This window comes from Micromonospora sp. NPDC049301 (assembly GCF_040678715.1).
Classification (GTDB): Bacteria; Actinomycetota; Actinomycetes; order Mycobacteriales; family Micromonosporaceae; genus Micromonospora.
On the sequence record NZ_JBFAQO010000003.1, the window covers coordinates 477,996 to 495,660 of the forward strand.

Annotated in this window: 10 protein-coding genes; 7 read left to right on the forward strand and 3 right to left on the reverse strand. The window is 72.2% G+C overall.

The genetic code is table 11. The annotated features are described in order from the left end of the window. Positions 1–10: 10 nt before the first annotated feature. Positions 11–844 carry an SAM-dependent methyltransferase gene (locus AB0K07_RS12145; RefSeq protein WP_363754329.1) on the forward strand — a complete coding sequence of 278 codons (834 nt, stop codon included), beginning with the start codon at positions 11–13 and terminating at the stop codon, positions 842–844. 45 nt (positions 845–889) lie between these two features. Here AB0K07_RS12145 and AB0K07_RS12150 read toward each other — a convergent pair whose 3' ends face one another. Continuing rightward, the gene (locus AB0K07_RS12150; RefSeq protein WP_363753813.1) at positions 890–1,801 is read right to left on the reverse strand and encodes an endonuclease/exonuclease/phosphatase family protein; all 912 of its coding nucleotides are present in this window, start codon (positions 1,799–1,801) and stop codon (positions 890–892) included. A gap of 256 nt (positions 1,802–2,057) precedes the next feature. Here AB0K07_RS12150 and AB0K07_RS12155 point away from each other — a divergent pair, with 256 nt between their 5' ends. Beyond that, positions 2,058–2,369 (forward strand): NIPSNAP family protein, encoded by a 312-nt coding sequence (locus AB0K07_RS12155; protein WP_363753816.1) that lies wholly within the window; start codon positions 2,058–2,060, stop codon positions 2,367–2,369. A gap of 69 nt (positions 2,370–2,438) precedes the next feature. Here the strand turns inward: AB0K07_RS12155 and AB0K07_RS12160 are convergent, their stop codons facing one another. Continuing rightward, positions 2,439–3,632 (reverse strand): endo-1,4-beta-xylanase, encoded by a 1,194-nt coding sequence (locus AB0K07_RS12160; protein ID WP_363753819.1) that lies wholly within the window; start codon positions 3,630–3,632, stop codon positions 2,439–2,441. 509 nt (positions 3,633–4,141) lie between these two features. Between AB0K07_RS12160 and aceB the strand changes: the two genes are divergently transcribed. Genes aceB through AB0K07_RS12185 form a run of 5 tightly spaced genes read left to right on the forward strand, consistent with a single transcriptional unit; the run spans position 4,142 to position 11,851 of the window. After that, the gene (aceB, locus tag AB0K07_RS12165; protein WP_363753821.1) at positions 4,142–5,725 is read left to right on the forward strand and encodes a malate synthase A; all 1,584 of its coding nucleotides are present in this window, start codon (positions 4,142–4,144) and stop codon (positions 5,723–5,725) included. A 28-nt stretch (positions 5,726–5,753) separates the two neighbouring features. Next, a complete protein-coding gene (locus AB0K07_RS12170) occupies positions 5,754–7,226 on the forward strand; it encodes an FAD-linked oxidase C-terminal domain-containing protein (protein WP_363753823.1) in 1,473 nt (490 codons plus the stop codon). Continuing rightward, complete coding sequence (locus AB0K07_RS12175; protein ID WP_363753825.1) at positions 7,226–8,512, forward strand: FAD-binding protein; 1,287 nt, start codon at positions 7,226–7,228, stop codon at positions 8,510–8,512. The genes AB0K07_RS12170 and AB0K07_RS12175 overlap by 1 nt, the downstream gene beginning before the upstream one ends. Continuing rightward, positions 8,512–9,945, forward strand: a complete 1,434-nt coding sequence (locus AB0K07_RS12180) for a heterodisulfide reductase-related iron-sulfur binding cluster (protein WP_363753827.1) — start codon at positions 8,512–8,514, stop codon at positions 9,943–9,945. Before AB0K07_RS12175 ends, AB0K07_RS12180 begins: the two co-directional genes overlap by 1 nt. A gap of 43 nt (positions 9,946–9,988) precedes the next feature. Next, positions 9,989–11,851, forward strand: a complete 1,863-nt coding sequence (locus AB0K07_RS12185) for an L-lactate permease (protein ID WP_363753830.1) — start codon at positions 9,989–9,991, stop codon at positions 11,849–11,851. Positions 11,852–11,902: 51 nt separating this feature from the next. Here AB0K07_RS12185 and AB0K07_RS12190 read toward each other — a convergent pair whose 3' ends face one another. Then, positions 11,903–17,362 carry a carboxyl transferase domain-containing protein gene (locus AB0K07_RS12190; RefSeq protein WP_363753833.1) on the reverse strand — a complete coding sequence of 1,820 codons (5,460 nt, stop codon included), beginning with the start codon at positions 17,360–17,362 and terminating at the stop codon, positions 11,903–11,905. Between the last annotated feature and the right edge of the window lie 303 nt (positions 17,363–17,665).

Sequence of the window (17,665 nt, forward strand, 5' to 3'; positions counted from 1 at the left end):
GAGCGTGGCGATGGGGGGCGTGGTGACTGGTCGAAGCGGAAAGGTGTCAGCCGCCGACAGGATCGACACCTCGGTCGCCCACCCGGCTCGCCGGTACAACTACCTGTTGGGCGGCAAGGACAACTTCGCCGCTGACCGGGAGTCCGGCGACGCCCTCGCGGCCGCGATGCCCACCATCCGCCTGGCCGCCGTCGAGAACCGGATGTTCCTGCAGCGGGCGGTGCGTTTCCTGGCGCAGCAGGGCGTCCGGCAGTTCCTGGACGTCGGCACCGGCATTCCGACCGCCGACAACACCCACGAGGTCGCCCAGGCGATCGACCCGTCGGCGCGGGTCGTCTACGTCGACAACGACCCGATCGTCCTGACCCACGCCCGCGCACTGCTGAGCAGCACACCCGAGGGCCGCACCGCCTACCTCGACGCCGACCTGCGCGATCCGGAGGGGATCCTCGCCCACCCGGGCCTGCGCACCACTCTGGATCTGACCGAGCCCGTCGCGCTGATGCTGGTGGCGATCCTGCACTTCATCCGCGACGACGAGGACCCCCGGGGCATCCTCGCCCGGCTCGTCGCCGCGCTCCCGGCCGGCAGCTACGTGGTCGCCTCGCACGTCACCTGGGAACAGCTTCCGCCGGCCGTGACCGCACAGCTCGAAGCCAACAACCAGGACGGACGGTTCCGCGCCCGCAGCACGGAGCAGTTCGCGGACCTGCTCGACGGGCTGGCGCTCGTCGACCCGGGCATCGTGTCCGTGGCGCACTGGCGCGCGGACGACGCGCCGCAGCCACGTCCCTCCGTGCAGGACGTGTCGTTCAACGGCGCCGTCGCCCGCATCGTGCGATAACCAGCCGCGGGCGTCGGCTCGGCCGGAGCCGCGACGGTCGTACGATCAGCGTCGGTGACAGGGTGGAGCTGCTGGACTGACCGGGACGGTCCGCTCGGGCCCCGTTGCTCTGCCGCAGGTCACGGTGGTCCAGCCGGGACGTCTGCCCTCGATCGTGAGTGTGGCCAGCACCGCGGGGTGGTCGGTCGCCCCGTGCATGTCGATCGACCGGCTGCAACAGATCGTGACGTCGGTCGTGGCCATGACGTGTTGCAGCGCGCCGTCGTCGACCCGCAGGTAGCCGGGCGGCGCACAGGACCGGACGTCGGGGGAGCCGCCGCGCCGGAGGTTGAGGTCGCCGAGCAGCACGGTGGGCGCGTACCCGGCGCTCCTGCGGATCGCCGGCACGACCGTGTCGAGCAGATGTCGGCACTGGGCGAGCGCGACGGTGACACCGGTGGCCGCCAGGTGTGTCGTGCAGGCGTGCAGCTCGCCGAGGAGGTCGACGCAGAGCCAGGCTCGTTCCTCGGGGTCGGCGACATCCTGCTGCGGGTAGATCCCGCTGCGCACCGTGTACGCGGTGTACGGCACCTCGAGGTGGGCCAGCAGCCCGATGCCGTACGGCTGGCCGTCGCGGCACTGGGTGACGGAGCGGGACGGGCGGTCGCCGGCGGCCTTGAAGGCGGACACGATCGTGTCGCCACTGTGGACCCGCGAGAACACCCGCTCGAGGGTTGTCACGTCGTCCCGGCAGATCTCGTTGAGGGTGACCAGATCGGGCGTCTGGGTGCTGATGACCGTGGCGGCCTCGGTGACCGATCGGCCCGTGTAGCAGCCGGCACGGCCGCTGTTGCACAGGTTCATCTGGAGCACCCGCAGCACCGTGACCACGGCGGGGCGGGCCGCCAGGGTGCCGGCCACCGACGAGTCGGCCACCGACGAGGCGGCCGGCACCGTGGCGGCGGCGACCAGGCACACGAGGGCCAGGGCGCGGCGGAGACCTCGGTAGGGACGCTCAACCTCGCGCCGACCAGGGGGTCTGACCGGGGCAGGATCGCGCGGAAGACAGCGCGGTGCCGGCACGGGGTCGACGGCTGGCTGCTCGGACACGCGAACTCCGGATGGGGGAGGCGACTGTCTTCGCCGAGGTGCCAGTGATCTTACTGCGGGCGGGTCGGGGGCACGAGCCGGTGGCGGCCGACGTGCTCGGGACGCCAGCTTCTAGGGTGGTCTCGTGATCACCTGCGTCGTGCACTACACCATCAACCCCGCGCAGATCGAAGCCTTCGAACGCTTCGCCCGCGCGTGGATGCGGCTGGTGGCCAGGCACGGCGGCGTGCACCACGGGTACTTCCTGCCCGCCGAGGGCGCCAGCGACAAGGCCGAGGCGCTGTTCAGCTTCGAGAGCCTGGCAGCCTACGAGCGGTACCGTGCGCGGTTCGGCACCGACCCGGAGTTCGTCGCGGCCGACCGCATCCGCGACGACTCGGGCTGTGTCGTGCGGTACGAGCGCACGTTCATGCGCCCGCTCCTGCCGACCGACTGAGCGCGCACCCACGACCAGCGGCCGTGTGGGGTCAGAGCCCTGCACGGCCGCCGATGGTGTCGGGGTGGATCAGCGACGCGGCTTCGGTGCGACGCGTGGCAGGACGTAGGGCGGGCCGGCGAAGATCAGGTCCGACTTCAGCTCGTGGTACGCCCGCTTGGGCTGGTAGTTCTCGTCGTAGATGGTGGCCATGCCCTCCGGCGGGTCGTTGAACCAATCCGGCACCCAGGAGTACCTGTCGCTGAAGCCCCAGACGGTGTACGACAGGCAGCTGCGGACGGCGAGGCACGCCTTCATCAGGACGCTGAAGTTGGCGGCCGACGCCTGCAACCGGGGGTTGATCTCCGCCGAGTTGCCCGCCTGGACCGCTTCGGTCATCTCGCTGCGGACGTCGACCTCGGTGAACGCGGTGGCGACACCGAGCCCGGCGAACTTCTTCAGCGCGGCGGTCACCTGGAGGGTGTCGTAGTTGCCGTACTGGGTGCCCAGGTGACCCTGGGAGCCGACGCCGTCGATCGGGACGCCCTGGGCGCGCAGCCCCTTGACCATCTCGTAGACGAACTGCGACTTGTCGTCGGCGGGGTTGCCGGAGCCGAACGCCTCGATGTTGTAGTCGTTGTAGAACAGCAGCGCCCTGGGGTCGGCGGCCCGCGCCCAGCGGAACGCGTCGGCGATGTAGCCGGGCCCGAGGTTCTGCGCCCAGAAGCCCTTGTAGTGCAGCGTCGGGGGGCTGTCCCACGGGTCGCTGACCGCCTCGTTGACCACGTCCCACTGCCAGATCTTGCCCTTGTAGCGGTTGACGACCGTGGTGATGTGCTTGCGCAGCAGCTCGCGCAGCTCCTGCTTGCTGATGGACCCGTCGGCGACGCCACTGGTCAGCCAGGCGGGCAGCTGGCTGTGCCAGACCAGCACGTGGCCGCGCACGCTCTGCTTGTTGCGCCGGGCGAACTCGACGAGCTGGTCGGCCGCGGCCCAGTCGTAGGCACCGCGGGTGGGCTCCAGGCTCTCCCACTTCATCACGTTCTCGGCCGTGACCGAGGAGAACTCGGAGGAGACCAGCGCGCGGTACCGCGGGTCGCTGGTGTCGTTGAGTGCCGTCATGTTCACCGCGGTGCCGACCTGGAGGCCGTGGCGCTGGCCGAGGGCGGCGAGGGTCTGCGCTGTCGGATCGTACGGCCGGCTCGCGACGGCCGGCACCGTGTTCAACGCCGCAACGGTCGCGACCGCGACCGCGCCGGCAATGATCCACCGTCGTTGCTTCATCTGCCTTCCTTTCGGCATCAATCGACAGAGTTCGATCTTGAGATGCGGGGTGCGGGCCCGGCGGTGGGAAGCGGGGGTCGGTGCCGGGCCTCGGGCTGGCCGGGCTGACCTAGGCAGCCACTCCGAGTGGGAAACCGGAAATCTGCCCGAAACGTTAGGGCGATCGATGGGTGCGGTCAAGCGCGAGTATTTCCGGAAATCTGACTCTTGAACTGCGTGACACCATGGATCCTTGCGCCGAAACTTTCGACGGGTGGCGGATGTGCGGCCGACGAGGCAGCTGGTCGCATTGCACGGCGGGGCGCCCGGAGGGCCGCGGTGGCACCTCGCCGCCGCCCAGGCCGGCCGAACTGCCGCTCGTCGCGCCTGAGGTGCCGTTCGCCGCACGGGGTCGACCGCTCCCGGCGACTGTGCCGTCGCTCAACTCGCGGCCCACAACAGGCGAGAACTACAGTCGGCAGGAGCGCGTCCGATCGATCACCACGCATGTCCTGGTGAGGAGCGAGCCGATGACTATCCCTGCGGGCGTCGAGGTCACGGGCCCGATGCACCCCCGGTACGACGAGATCCTCACCCCGGAGGCGCTGGCGTTCCTCGCCGACCTGCACCGGGCCTTCGATCCACGCCGCCGGGACCTGCTCGACCTCCGGCGGCGGCGCGAGGCCGATCTGGCCGACGGCGCGATGCTGGACTTCCTGCCCGAGACCCGGGAGATCCGCGAGGCCGACTGGCGGGTCGCCGAGCCGGCACCCGGCCTGGTCGACCGCCGGGTCGAGATCACCGGTCCCACCGATGCCAAGATGACCATCAACGCACTGAACTCCGGCGCGAAGGTGTGGCTGGCCGACCACGAGGACGCCAACACCCCGCTGTGGGAGAACGTCATCTCCGGTCAGCTCAACCTGCGCGACGCCATCGACGGCAAGCTCGCCTTCACGTCACCGGAGGGTAAGCAGTACGCGTTGCGCGACGGCGACCTCGCCACCATCGTCGTACGCCCGCGCGGCTGGCACCTCACCGAGAAGCACATCCTGGTCGACGGTGAGCGCACCTCCGGCAGCCTGGTCGACTTCGGGCTCTACGTCTTCCACTGCGCCCGCCGGCAGCTCGACCGTGGCGTCGGGCCCTACTTCTATCTGCCCAAGATGGAGAGCCACCTCGAGGCACGACTGTGGAACGACGTCTTCGTGGCAGCCCAGGAACGCCTCGACATCGCGCGCGGCACCATCCGGGCCACCGTGCTGATCGAGACCTTTCCGGCCGCGTTCGAGATGGACGAGATCCTCTACGAGCTGCGGGAGCACTCCGCCGGGCTGAACGCCGGCCGGTGGGACTACATGTTCAGCGTGATCAAGAAATTCCGCACCCGGGGCGCGGACTTCCTGCTGCCGGACCGGAACGCGGTGACGATGACGGTGCCGTTCATGCGCGCGTACACCGAACTGCTGGTGCGGACCTGCCACCGGCGCGGCGCGCACGCCATCGGCGGGATGGCCGCCTTCATCCCCAGTCGACGCGACCCGCAGGTCAACGAGACCGCCATGGCGAAGGTCCGCGACGACAAGACCCGCGAGGCGGGCGACGGATTCGACGGCTCCTGGGTGGCCCACCCCGACCTGGTGCCGATCTGTCGGGAGGTCTTCGACGCGGTGCTCGGCGACCGGCCGAACCAGCTCGACCGCACCCGCGACGACGTGCGGGTCGCCGCCGCCGACCTGCTCGCCGTGCACGCCACCCCAGGCCCGCACAGCGAGACCGGGCTGCGCAACGCGGTCAGCGTCGGCGTGCAGTACCTGGCCAGCTGGCTGCGCGGCTCCGGCGCGGTGGCCATCTTCAACCTGATGGAGGACGCCGCCACCGCGGAGATCTCCCGCAGCCAGGTGTGGCAGTGGCTGCACAACGACCTCACCCTCGACGACACCGGCGCCCGGGTCACCCGGGAGCTGGTCGAGCGGATCGCCGACGAGGAGATCGCCAAGCTCCCCGGCGACCCGGGCGACTACGCCGCCGCCCGGGCGCTGTTCATGGAGGTCGCGGTCGCCGACGACTTCGCCGACTTCCTCACCGTGCCGGCGTACGAACGGATGCCCTGACGACCGACCCGATGCGCGGAGGTGGGCGATGAGCACAGCCGGAACTGACCTCGACGCTCTCACCGCTGCCCTGCGGGCCGCCATCGGCGCGGACCGGGTGATCAGCGATCGTCAACAGTTGCGCACCTACGAGTGCGACGGGCTGGCCCAGTACAAGGTGGTCCCGGCCCTCGTCGCCCTCCCCGCCGACGCCGCGCAGTGCGCCGCCGTGGTCCGCGCCTGCGTCGCCGCCGACACCCCGTTCGTGGCCCGCGGCTCCGGCACCGGGCTCTCCGGAGGCGCGCTGCCGCACGCCGACGGCGTCCTGATCGTCACCTCGCAGATGCGGGAGATCCTGGAGGTCGCACCGTCCGACGAGCGGGCGGTGGTGCAGCCCGGCGTGATCAACCTGGCGGTCAGCCGGGCCGCCGCCCCGCACGGCTGGTACTACGCGCCCGACCCGTCCAGCCAGCAGATCTGCTCCATCGGCGGCAACGTGGCGGAGAACTCCGGCGGCGCCCACTGCCTGAAGTACGGCTTCACCACCAACCATGTCACCGGCGTCGAGCTGGTCACCCCCGACGGCGACCGCGTACGCCTCGGCGGCCGCGCGCCCGACGCACCCGGCTACGACCTGCTCGGAGCGTTCGTCGGCTCGGAGGGCACCCTCGGCATCGCCACCGAGGTGACCGTGCGGCTGACCCGGCTGCCCGAGTCGGTGCGTACCCTGCTCGCCGCCTTCGAGAGCACCGACCAGGCCGGCGCGGCGACCTCGGCGATCATCGCGGCGGGGGTGGTGCCGGCGGCGGTGGAGATGATGGACGCCCTCGCGATCTCCGCTGCCGAGGAGGCCGTGCACTGTGGCTACCCGGCCGGTGCCGGCGCTGTGCTCATCGTCGAGCTGGACGGGCCGGAACCGGAGGTGGCCGCCCAGTTCGACCAGGTCGTACGGCTCTGCAGGGACAACCGGGCGTTCGAGATTCGGATCGCCGCGGACGACGCCGAACGGGCGCTGTTCTGGAAGGGCCGCAAGTCCGCGTTCGCCGCCGTCGGGCGGATCAGCCCCGACTACATCGTCCAGGACGGGGTCATCCCGCGTACCGCCCTGCCCGAGGTGCTGCGCCGCATCGGTGAACTCTCCGCCGAACGCGGCATCCGGGTGGCCAACGTCTTCCACGCCGGCGACGGCAACCTGCATCCGCTCGTCCTCTTCGACGCGGCCGTCGACGGGCAGACCGAACGCGCCGAGGAGGTCTCCGGCGCGATCCTCGACCTCTGCGTGAGCCACGGTGGATCGATCACCGGTGAGCACGGCGTCGGCATGGACAAGGCGAAGTACATGCCGCGCATGTTCACCGACGACGACCTGGACACGATGCAGCTGCTGCGCTGCGCGTTCGACCCGGCCGGCCTGGCGAATCCCGGCAAGGTCTTCCCGACGCCCCGGCTGTGCGGCGAGGTCCCCGGTCGACGCAAAGGGGTCCACCCGGCGCAGGAGGCCGGCCTGGCGGAGGTGTTCTGATGCCCACCGACGCGATCCTCGACCGGCTCCGCGCGGCCACCCGGGAGACCACGACCGACGGCCGGGACCCGGGCGACTCCGAGTGGGTCCGGCCGGCCGGCGAGCACGACGCGATCAGCGGGGTGCCCGCGCGGTACGTCGCCACACCCCGCGACACCGCCGCAGCCGCGACCCTGCTGCAGGCGGCCGCCGCCCTCGACCTCGCGGTGACGGTACGCGGCGCCGCCACGAAGCAGTCGTGGGGAAGCCCGCCCCGGCGACTCGACCTGATCCTCGACACCACCGCGCTGGCCGGGGTGGTCGAGCACGCGGCCGGTGACCTGATCACCGTGGTCCGGGCCGGCACCCGCCTCGACGAGCTGGCCGCCACCCTGGCCGGTGCCCGCCAGCAGCTCGCCCTCGACGCGCCGCTGCCCGGCGGCACCGTCGGCGGGGCGGTGGCCACCAACGCCAGTGGACCCCGGCGGATGCTCTACGGCACCGTGCGCGACCTGATCATCGGGGTCACCCTGGTCCGCGCCGACGGGGTCGTCGCACACGCCGGCGGCAAGGTGGTCAAGAACGTCGCCGGCTACGACCTGGCAAAGCTGGTCACCGGCGCGTACGGCACGCTCGGGCTGATCACCGAGTGCGCGTTCCGGCTGCACCCGCTGCCGACCTCGGTCGCGTACGTCACCCGCCGGACCGGCGACCCGGCCGAGGCGGGCCGGCTCGCCGGCACCGTACGCGCCGCGCAACTCGTGCCCGCCGCGCTGGAGGTGGACGCGCCGGCCGGCGGGGGAGCGGCGGTGACGGTGCTGCTCGAGGGCACCGCCGCCGGTGTGGCCGCCCGCGTGGAGGCGACCTGCCGGCTGCTCGGCGGCGACGCCACCGCAGCCGACGAGCCTCCGGACGGCTGGGGCCGGTACCCGTGGCGGGACGGCGACATCGGGCTGAAGCTGACCGCCGCGCTCTCCGGCGTACCGCGGCTGCTGGCCGACGCCCGGGCGGCGGCCGACCGGGCCGGCCTGGCGCTCGACCTGCGCGGCTCGGCCGGCGTCGGCGTGCTCTACGCCGGACTGCCCGGCACGGCCGACCCGGAGCGGGTCGCCGGCCTGGTCGACGCACTGCGGACGGCCAGCGCCGCCGTCGCCGGACACGCCGTGGTGCTCACCGCGCCCCCGCCCGTGCGGGACCGAATCGACCTGTGGGGCCCGGTCGGCGGTCTGGCGCTGATGCGCCGGGTCAAGGAGCGCTTCGACCCCGATGCCCGGCTCGCGCCCGGCCGATTCGTGGGAGGGATCTGATGTCCATTCCCCAGCAGCCCGACCCCCCGGACCCGACCGCCGCCGGCCAGCCACCCGCGCCGCTCAGCTCGCCCGGCGGCACCCGCCCGGCCAGTGGCCCCCGCGACGTGCTCGGCCTGGCCGCCCAACCGCCCGGCGAGGGCGCGTTCGACGCGCACCACCCGCCCGCCGCCGAGCTGGTCTCCGACTGTGTGCACTGCGGCTTCTGCCTGCCCACCTGCCCCACCTACGTGCTGTGGGGCGAGGAGATGGACTCGCCACGCGGGCGGATCTACCTGATGAAGGAGGGCCTGGAGGGCGAACCCCTGTCGGACTCGATGGTCACCCACTTCGACCAGTGCCTCGGCTGCATGTCCTGCGTCACCGCCTGCCCGTCCGGGGTCCGCTACGACCGGCTCATCGAGGACACCCGGCAGCAGGTCGAACGCCGGCACCACCGCAGGCCCCGGGAGCGGGCGCTGCGGGCGGCGATCTTCGCGCTCTTCCCGTACCCCCGGCGGCTGCGGCTGCTGCGCGGCCCGCTGCGCGCCTATCAGGCCAGCGGAGTGCGTCGCCTGGTCCAGCGGACCGGGCTGCTGCCCCGGCTGGCGCCCACCCTGGCGGCGCTGGAGTCGCTCGCTCCCCGGCTCCGCCGGCCGGCCCGCCCACCGCAGCGGATGCCCGCGGTCGGCCCCCGGCGGGCCGTGGTCGGCATGCTCACCGGCTGCGTGCAGAGCGCGTTCTTTCCCGAGGTGAACGCCGCCACCGCCCGGGTGCTCGCCGCCGAGGGCTGCGACGTGGTCATCCTGCCCGATCGGCAGGGCTGCTGCGGCGCGCTGAGCGTGCACAACGGACGGGAGGTGGAGGCACAGCGTTTCGCCCGCCGGATGCTCGACACGTTCGCCGCCGCCGGCATCGACTTCTTCGTGGTCAACGCCGCGGGCTGCGGCAGCACCCTCAAGGAGTACGGCGACCTGCTCCGGGACGATCCCCGGTACGCGGCGCTCGCCGCCGACTTCGCCGGCAAGGTGCGGGACCTGTCCGAACTCCTCGACGAACTGGGCCCGGTCGCCACCCGGCACCCGCTGCCGGTGACCGTCGCCTACCACGACGCCTGCCACCTGGCCCACGCCCAGGGCGTCCGCGCCCAGCCTCGCCGGCTGCTGCGCGAGATTCCCGGGCTGGAGCTGCGGGAGATCGCCGATCCGGAGATCTGCTGCGGGTCAGCCGGGATCTGGAACGTGCTCCACCCCGGGCCGGCCGCCGAACTCGGCGACCGCAAGGCCCGCACCGTACTGGCCACCGGAGCGCGGCTGCTCGTCACCGCCAACCCCGGCTGCCTCATGCAGGTCGCCGCCGCGGTGACCCGCGCCGGCGGCGACATCGCGCTGGCCCACACCGCCCAGGTCCTCGACGCCTCCCTCCGCGCCCGTCCCGTGGAGGAGCTGCTGTAGGGCCGCACCAACCCGCCACCGTCCCCGAGCGTCGAGGTGACCCATGTTCGATCAGTTCACAGTCGTCACCGATCCCGTCAGTGACTCCGTCGCGCTCTCCGCCATCTTCGCCGTCCTGCCCCTGCTCACCCTCTTCGTCCTGCTCGGCGTGCTGAAGGTGAAGGCATGGCTGGCCGGGCTGATCTCGCTCGCGGTCGCGCTGGTGGTGGCGGTCGCCGTCTACGCGATGCCCGTCGGGCAGGCCGTGCTCTCGGCCACCGAGGGCGCCGCCTTCGGCTTCTTCCCGATCCTGTGGATCGTCCTCAACGCCATCTGGGTCTACAACCTCACGGTCGAGAGCGGCCACTTCGACGTGCTGCGCCGCTCGTTCGAACGGGTCAGCCCGGACATGCGGATCCAGGCGATCATCATCGCGTTCTGCTTCGGCGCGCTGCTGGAGGCGCTCGCCGGCTTCGGCACCCCGGTCGCCATCACGGTGGTGATGCTGATGGCGCTCGGCTTCCGACCGATCCACGCCGCCTCGGTGGCACTGCTGGCCAACACGGCCCCGGTGGCCTTCGGCGCGCTCGCCACCCCGGTCGTCACCCTGGCCACCGTCACCAGCGGCGTCAACGACGACTCCCGGCTCACCGTGGACACCCTCGGCGCGATGGTCGGCCGGCAGACACCGATCCTCGCCGTGGTCGTACCACTGCTGCTGGTGGCCCTGGTGGACGGACGGCGCGGTGTCCGGCAGACCTGGCCCGCCGCGCTGGTCGCCGGCGTGACCTTCGGCCTGGCGCAGTTCGTCGCCGCGAACTACATCTCCGTGCCGCTGACCGACATCGTCGCCGCGCTGGTCTCGGCCGCCGCCGTCGTGCTGCTGGTCCGCGTCTGGCGCCCGGTCACCCCCGCCGACCTGGGCCGCGAGCCGGAGGCGGCGACCGTGCCCGCCGCCCGTGAACCCGCCGAGACCGAGCTGGCCGACCCCGGCGCCGTCCGCGCCACCGCAGGCCGCCGCTCCGGTACGACCACCGCCGCCGTACCGTCGCTCGACGGCCCGGGAGGCGAGACCCCGCCCGGGGACCCGCTCGTCTCCGAGGACGCCCCCGGGCCGCACCGGGACCGTGCCGCGGCCGAACCCGACCCCGCCCGCGCCCCGTCCCGGCAGCTCGCCGACACCCCGGCGGAGGTGGTCCGCGCGTACGCGCCCTACCTGATCATCATCGCGATCTTCTCCGTCGCCAACCTCGGGCCCGTGAAGGACGCCCTGGCGAAGGAACCGTGGACGGTGAAGTTCGCCTGGCCGGGCCTGGACATCCTCGGCGGCAACGGCAACCCGCTGTCGTCGGCCACGTTCACCCTCAACTGGCTGCCCGCCGCCGGCACGCTCATGATCCTCGCCGGGGTGCTCACGGCGTTGGTGCTGCGGGTCTCCGCCGGCCGGGCGCTGCGGGCCTACGGGCGCACCTACGTCGAGCTGCGGTACGCCATCGTCACCGTCATGGCGGTGCTCGCCCTCGCGTACGTGATGAACCAGTCCGGGCAGACCAACACCCTCGGCGCGTTCCTGGCCGCCGCCGGTGGGGCGTTCGTCTTCCTCTCGGCGATCCTCGGCTGGATCGGCGTGGCGGTGACCGGCTCCGACACCTCGGCCAACGCGTTGTTCGGGGCGTTGCAGGTGGAGACGGCGGCCCGCGCCGGGCTGGACCCGGTGCTGCTGGCGGCCGCCAACTCCTCCGGTGGGGTGCTGGGCAAGATGATCAGTCCGCAGAACCTGGCCATCGCCGCCGCCGCGGTCGGCATGGCCGGCCGGGAGGGGGAGATCTTCCGCAAGGTGTTCGGCTGGAGCCTGCTCCTGCTGCTGTTCATGTGCGTACTGGTCGCACTCCAGGGCTCGCCGGTCCTCGGCTGGATGGTGCCCTGATCTTGCTCGGCGGGTGGGGGCGTCCCACGCGGGAACGCCCCCACCCGTCAGCTAGCGCAGCCGGGACTCGATGGCGTCGATGATGCGCGGGCGCAGTTCGGCGGCGCGGACGACGGCGTCCACCGAACCGACCTCGACGGCGCGCTGGATGTTGTGCACGCGGTCGAACTCCGTGGCGACCTCGCCGAGCTTCTCCGCGCGCACCGAGGAGCGCAACTCGTCGAGCTCCGCGGACAACGCGGCCCGGTCGGTGCCGGCCGCGGCCGCGACACGGGCCTCCAGGGCGCGCACCCGAGGGTCGGCCGCCGTGCGGGCGTTGACGTCGGCGGAGAACACCACCGCGGCGGCGGGGGCGCCGCCGAGCACCGAGGCGAACGAGCCCTCCAACGCGAGCACCGTCATGTTCGGGTTCAGCGCCTTCGAGAACACCACGAACGCGCCGCCGTGGTAGCGCGAGATCACGCAGAAGACGATGGGTCCGCGGAAGTTCACGATCGCCCGGCCGATCTCGGCGCCGTACTCCAACTGGAGTTTGCGCATCGACTCCGGTGAGCCGTCGAAGCCCGACAGGTTCGCCAGCACCACCAGCGGCCGGTTGCCGCTGGCCGCGTTGATCGCCCGCGCGGCCTTCTTCGACGACCGCGGGAACAACGTGCCAGCCGTGTAGGTGTCCGGACCGTCGGTGGGCGGGAAACCGCGCCGCGGCACCGACCGTGACTCGATGCCGAGCAGGCACACCGGGATGCCGCCGAGGTGGACGTCCTGCACCACCGCGGTCTCCGCGTCGGCCATGCCCGCCCACCGCTCCAGCACCGGGTGGTCCTGGTCGGAGAGCGCCCGCATCACCGTGCGGATGTCGAACGGCTTCTTGCGGTCCGGGTTGGACTCCGCCGAGAAGATCTCGCCGACGGTGTTGAAGGTGCTGCCCGCCACGTCGTGCGGGAAGGCGGAGATGTCCCGGTCCACGGGGTCCGTGGTCGCCGCCCGTCGCGGCGCGTCCTCGCCCGGCGCGACGTACGTGTGCTCGTAGTGCGACATCAACACGTCCCGCGCGGCGGTCAGGTTCGGCGCCCAGTACTGCGCCTGCCCGTTCGGCCCCATCACCCGGTCGTAGCCGCCGATGCCGAAGTTGTCCTCGGCGGACACTCCACCGGAGAAGTCGAGCGACTGCTTGCCGGTGAGGACCATCGCCGACTCCGGCGTCATCACCAGGACGCCCTTGGTGTGCATGAGCATCGTCGCCTCGGCGTTCCAGTACGGCTGAGCGCCGACGTTGATGCCCGCGACCACGATGTTGATCTCACCGCCGGCCTGGGTGAACTCGACGATCCGCTTGAGCGCCGCGGCCACCCAGTCCATGTTCTCCGTGCCCGAGGTCATGGAGATCCGGGCCCCGGCGGACAGCGCCCACCACTCCAGGGGCACCCCCATCCGCTCGGCCAGGTCCAGCGCCGCGATCACGCGTCGGCACTCCGGCTCCGACAGCGCGCCCAGCGACTTCGTCGGATCGCCGAGCAGCACCACCCGGGTGACACCCTGCGGGTGCTGCACGGTCGGCGTGGTGACCACCCCGGCGACGATCGCCGCGGCGTTGCGCCCCTTCGGCCGGTCCACCGGCACCAGCGCGTGGTCGTCGTCCAGGTCGTGCTCGACGAAGTCACCGAGCCGGCCGGTCAGCTCGTACGGGTACACCGTGTTGCGGCTGCTCGCGCGCAGCACCTTCAACCGGTACTCGTCGAGCGGCTCGACCGGCTCCACCGGCGGGGCGCCGATGGCCAGCTCCGCGCCACCCGCGGCGTCGAACGAGATCCGTACGGCGATCTTGGTCAGCTCACCGGTCCGCCGGTCGCGCTGCCGCGCGATGAACAGGATCTCCTCCAGCCCGGCGCCCGCGGTCGTCGGGCGCACGCGCCCGGCGATCATCTCCATCTCCTCGCGGGTCAGCTCGCTCGGCGGCCAGACGTAGATCACGATCCGGTTGGTGTTGAAACGCGTCTTGGACGGTCGCCGCGACTGTGCGCGGCGGATCGAGTCGAGGCAGGCGGCGACCGCGTCCTCCGTGGTCGGCAGCGCGACCAGCCGGCCGTCCTGCTCCCGCAGCTCGGTCAGGTCACGCACCTGCGCGAAGGCGACGAGGCGCTCGTCCGCCCGGTTCTCCCGCGCCACGGCCTGGAAGAGGTAGACCTCCTCGTCCGACGACGGCAGCCGGGTCAGGTCGAACCGGTGCAGCCGCTCCAGCTGCATCCGCTGCGCGATGTACGGGTGCAGGCCACGGATCAGCCGGTCCTCGGTCATCCCCTCGCCGGACGGGCGGAAGGTGAAGTGGTGGTGCATGACGGCACCGCCGCGACCCGCCACGGTGGTGGTGAGCCGACGGACCCCGGCCGGCAGCGGGTGCGCGCTGACGACCTCGAGCAGCGCCTCCGCCATCGCGTCGAAGTCCTCCGGCTGGTTCTCCCAGCCGAGGTAGATGTCGGCGTCGACGGCGTCCTCGCCGGTGGCCAGCTCGGCGAGCCCGCGCAGGGCGTCGCCCAGCGCGTCGAAGCTCACCGCGGCGGAGACCACGCTCGACTCCGCGCGCTCGGCGACCACGAACGCGCAGCCCGCGACGTCGCTGGTGCGCACACTGGTCAGCGCCTTGTTGCCGTAGTACCGCCGGGTCAGGACCTCGAGCATGACCGCGTTGTCGAGGTGGTCACGGACGAGCCGCTGGCCGAGCAGGCGTACCAGTGGCTCGGTGCTCCGTACCATCTCCGCGATGCGCTCGGGGCGGTCCGCCGCGTCCGGGTGCGCGTCCAGGTGACGCAGGTGGCCACGGACCTCGGCGTACACGCGGGCGCGGTTGCGGCGTAGCAGCGGCTGGGCGAACCAGGCGAACACGACACCACGGGCGAGGTCGGCGACCGCCGGGAAGCGGACCTGCGTCGCGGCCACCAGCCGCTCCAACGCGAGTCCGGCGGGCTCGCGCAGCGTCTCGTCCGGCGGGGTGTCCCGCAGCCAGGCGCGCAGCAGCGTCGCGACGACCGTGGCGTCGGCGACCGCGCGTTGCTGGGCCAGGAAGATCCGGAACACGGCGGATTCGAGCGCGGGGGAGCGCTCCAGGTCGGTGACGCCGTAGTGTCCGAGCGCCTTCGCGAGCTTCGCCTGGAAGGAATCCGGCAGGGCGGCCCGCTCGACGTCGAGGCTCTGCAGATAGGTGTGGAAGTACTCGCGGGCGCTGCGTACGTGGGCGCCGCCGTCCTCACCCGTCGGCCGGTTGCGGCTCAGCTCGGTGAGGTCGGCGAACACGTCGACGAGGTCGAGCTCCTCGGCCAGCGGCCGGTGGCCGGCCTCGGTGGCCGCCTGCCGGGCGGTGAGGTAGTCGTCGAGCACGCGGCTGTCGTCGTGCGGGTCGACGTCGAAGCCGAGCAGCAGGCCGCGCAGGTCCTCCTGGCCGCGCCTGCTGCGCAGGTACGCCGGGACCTCCTCGGCGGCGGCGGGCAGGTCCAGCTCGACGGAGACGGCGGCCGGGTCGTCCGTGGTCTCGGCGGCGTCGTCGGCGAGCGGCTCCAGCCGCAGCAGCGGCGCACCGGCCTCCACCTGGCTGCCCACGGAGACCGCGCACTCCTTCAGCCGCGCCTTGAACGGCGCCCGCAGGACCGTCTCCATCTTCATGGCTTCCAGCACCAGCACCGGCGCCCCCGCCTCGACCTCGGCGCCCACCTCCAGCGGCGTGGCGACGACCAGCGCCGGCATGGGGGAGCGGACGACGCCACCCTCGTCCCGGCTGACCCGGTGCGTCACGCCGTCCACCTCGACCAGGTGGGTCGGGCCGTGCGTGCCGGTGAGCAGGCGGAACCGGGCGCCGTTGACGACGATCTGGCCGGTGTGCCGGTCGAAGCGGTCCAGCTCGACGTCGGCGGTGCGCACGGCGGCGCCCACCTCGATGCCGACACGGAACCGGTGCGCGCCGACCCGCGCCACGCGCATGCGGTAGGTCACCCCGCGCAGCTTGAGGTCCAACGGCCGGCCGCTCTTGTGCTGCACCTGCGGCCGTCCACCGGAGGCCGTCGACAGCAGCCGCTGCCGCTCGACGCGCTCCTCCTCCTCGTACGCCTCGATGGCGGCGGCCGCCAACGCGACCCCGGAGTGCCGGTGCGCGACGAGCCGGCCCTCGCCCCGGACACGGTCGATCCAGCCGGTGTCCGCGCTGGCGTCGATCACCTCGGGCTGGTCGAGCAGGTCGAGCACGAAGCTCTTGTTCGTCGCGCCGCCCTCGATGATCACCGTGGTGTTCGCCATCGCCCGGCGCAGCTTGCCCAGCGCCTCGGCACGGTCCCGGCCGTACGCGATGATCTTCGCGATCATCGAGTCGAAGTCGGCCGGGATGGTGTCACCCTCGCTGACACCGGTGTCCACCCGGATGCCCGGGCCGCTGGGCAGGTCCAGCCGCGCGATCCGGCCCGGCGACGGCGCGAAGTCGCGGTCGGGGTCCTCGGCGTTCAGCCGGGCCTCGATGGCGTGCCCGCGCTCCACCGGCGGCGGGCCCTCCAGCCGGCCGCCGGAGGCGACGTGCAGCTGCGCCTTGACGAGATCGAACCCGGTGGTCAGCTCGGTGATCGGGTGCTCGACCTGCAACCGGGTGTTGACCTCCAGGAACGCGAAGAGCTGATCGCCGGGGTGGTAGAGGAACTCGACGGTCGCCGCGCCGCGGTAACCGACGGCCAGGGCCAGCCGTTCGGCCGACGCCTTGAGCTCGGCCGACTGCGCCGGGCTGAGCACCGGCGACGACGACTCCTCGATCACCTTCTGGTTGCGCCGCTGCACCGAGCAGTCGCGGACACCGAGCGCCCACGCGGTGCCCTGTCCGTCGGCGATCACCTGGACCTCGACGTGGCGGGCCCCGGTGACCAGGCGCTCCAGGAACACGATGCCGCTACCGAACGCCCGCGCCGCCTCCTGGCTGGTGCGCTCGTATGCGTCGGTGAGCTCGGCCTCGTTCGTGATCACGCGGATGCCGCGCCCGCCGCCGCCCGCGGTCGCCTTCAGCATCAGGGGATAGCCGATCTCGGCCGCCTTCGCCCGCGCGATGTCCAGGGTCTCGACGGGACCGCGACTCCAGGGAGCGACGGGCACGCCGACCTCCTCGGCGATCAGCTTTGAGCCGATCTTGTCGCCGAGCTGGCGCATGGCCTCCGCGCTCGGCCCGACGAACGTGACGCCGATCTTCTCGCACAGCTCCGCGAACGCCGGGTCCTCGGCGACGAAACCCCAGCCGACCCACGCGGCGTCGGCCCCGGTCTCCGTCAGCGCGCGCTCCAGCACCGCCAGGTTGAGGTACGGGCGGCTGGACGCCGGACCGAGGTCGTAGGCGATGTCCGCCTCACGCACGAAGGTGGCGGTGCGATCGACGTCGGTGTACAGGGCGACCGTCTCGATCCGGATGCCGGTTTCCGCAGCCAACTCTCGGACCGCGTGGATGAGGCGCATGGCAGCCTCACCACGGTTGACGATGGCGACACGGTTGAACACCCGACTGACCCCTTTGGTAGACCAATGAGCTGCGTGCCGCGAGACGACAGCTCCCGGCAGCGATCACCTTTCCGTCTGGGAGCTGGCAGCGCCATGACGCAATCGCCGAACCCCCCGCCCCTCAGTTGTAGGAAACCACCAAAAGTTTTTGGCTGTCGGGCGACGTCCGGGCAGAAAACCCCGGCTGCGGCGGTACTAACGCCGCAGAGTGGTCGGACGGTGACCGATAGTGGGCGGAAGTGGTCGGCCGGACGTTCGGCCGTCAGCGAGTCGGATATCGGCGTCCGCCCGAAAGTTGGAGGT

Bases quoted from the DNA above. Each gene is read 5' to 3' on its own strand.
- AB0K07_RS12145 (WP_363754329.1), top strand. From the start codon at position 11: ATGGGGGGCGTGGTGACTGGTCGAAGCGGAAAGGTGTCAGCCGCCGAC.
- AB0K07_RS12160 (WP_363753819.1), bottom strand. From the start codon at position 3,632: ATGAAGCAACGACGGTGGATCATTGCCGGCGCGGTCGCGGTCGCGACC.
- aceB (WP_363753821.1), top strand. From the start codon at position 4,142: ATGACTATCCCTGCGGGCGTCGAGGTCACGGGCCCGATGCACCCCCGG.
- AB0K07_RS12170 (WP_363753823.1), top strand. From the start codon at position 5,754: ATGAGCACAGCCGGAACTGACCTCGACGCTCTCACCGCTGCCCTGCGG.
- AB0K07_RS12175 (WP_363753825.1), top strand. From the start codon at position 7,226: ATGCCCACCGACGCGATCCTCGACCGGCTCCGCGCGGCCACCCGGGAG.
- AB0K07_RS12180 (WP_363753827.1), top strand. From the start codon at position 8,512: ATGTCCATTCCCCAGCAGCCCGACCCCCCGGACCCGACCGCCGCCGGC.
- AB0K07_RS12185 (WP_363753830.1), top strand. From the start codon at position 9,989: ATGTTCGATCAGTTCACAGTCGTCACCGATCCCGTCAGTGACTCCGTC.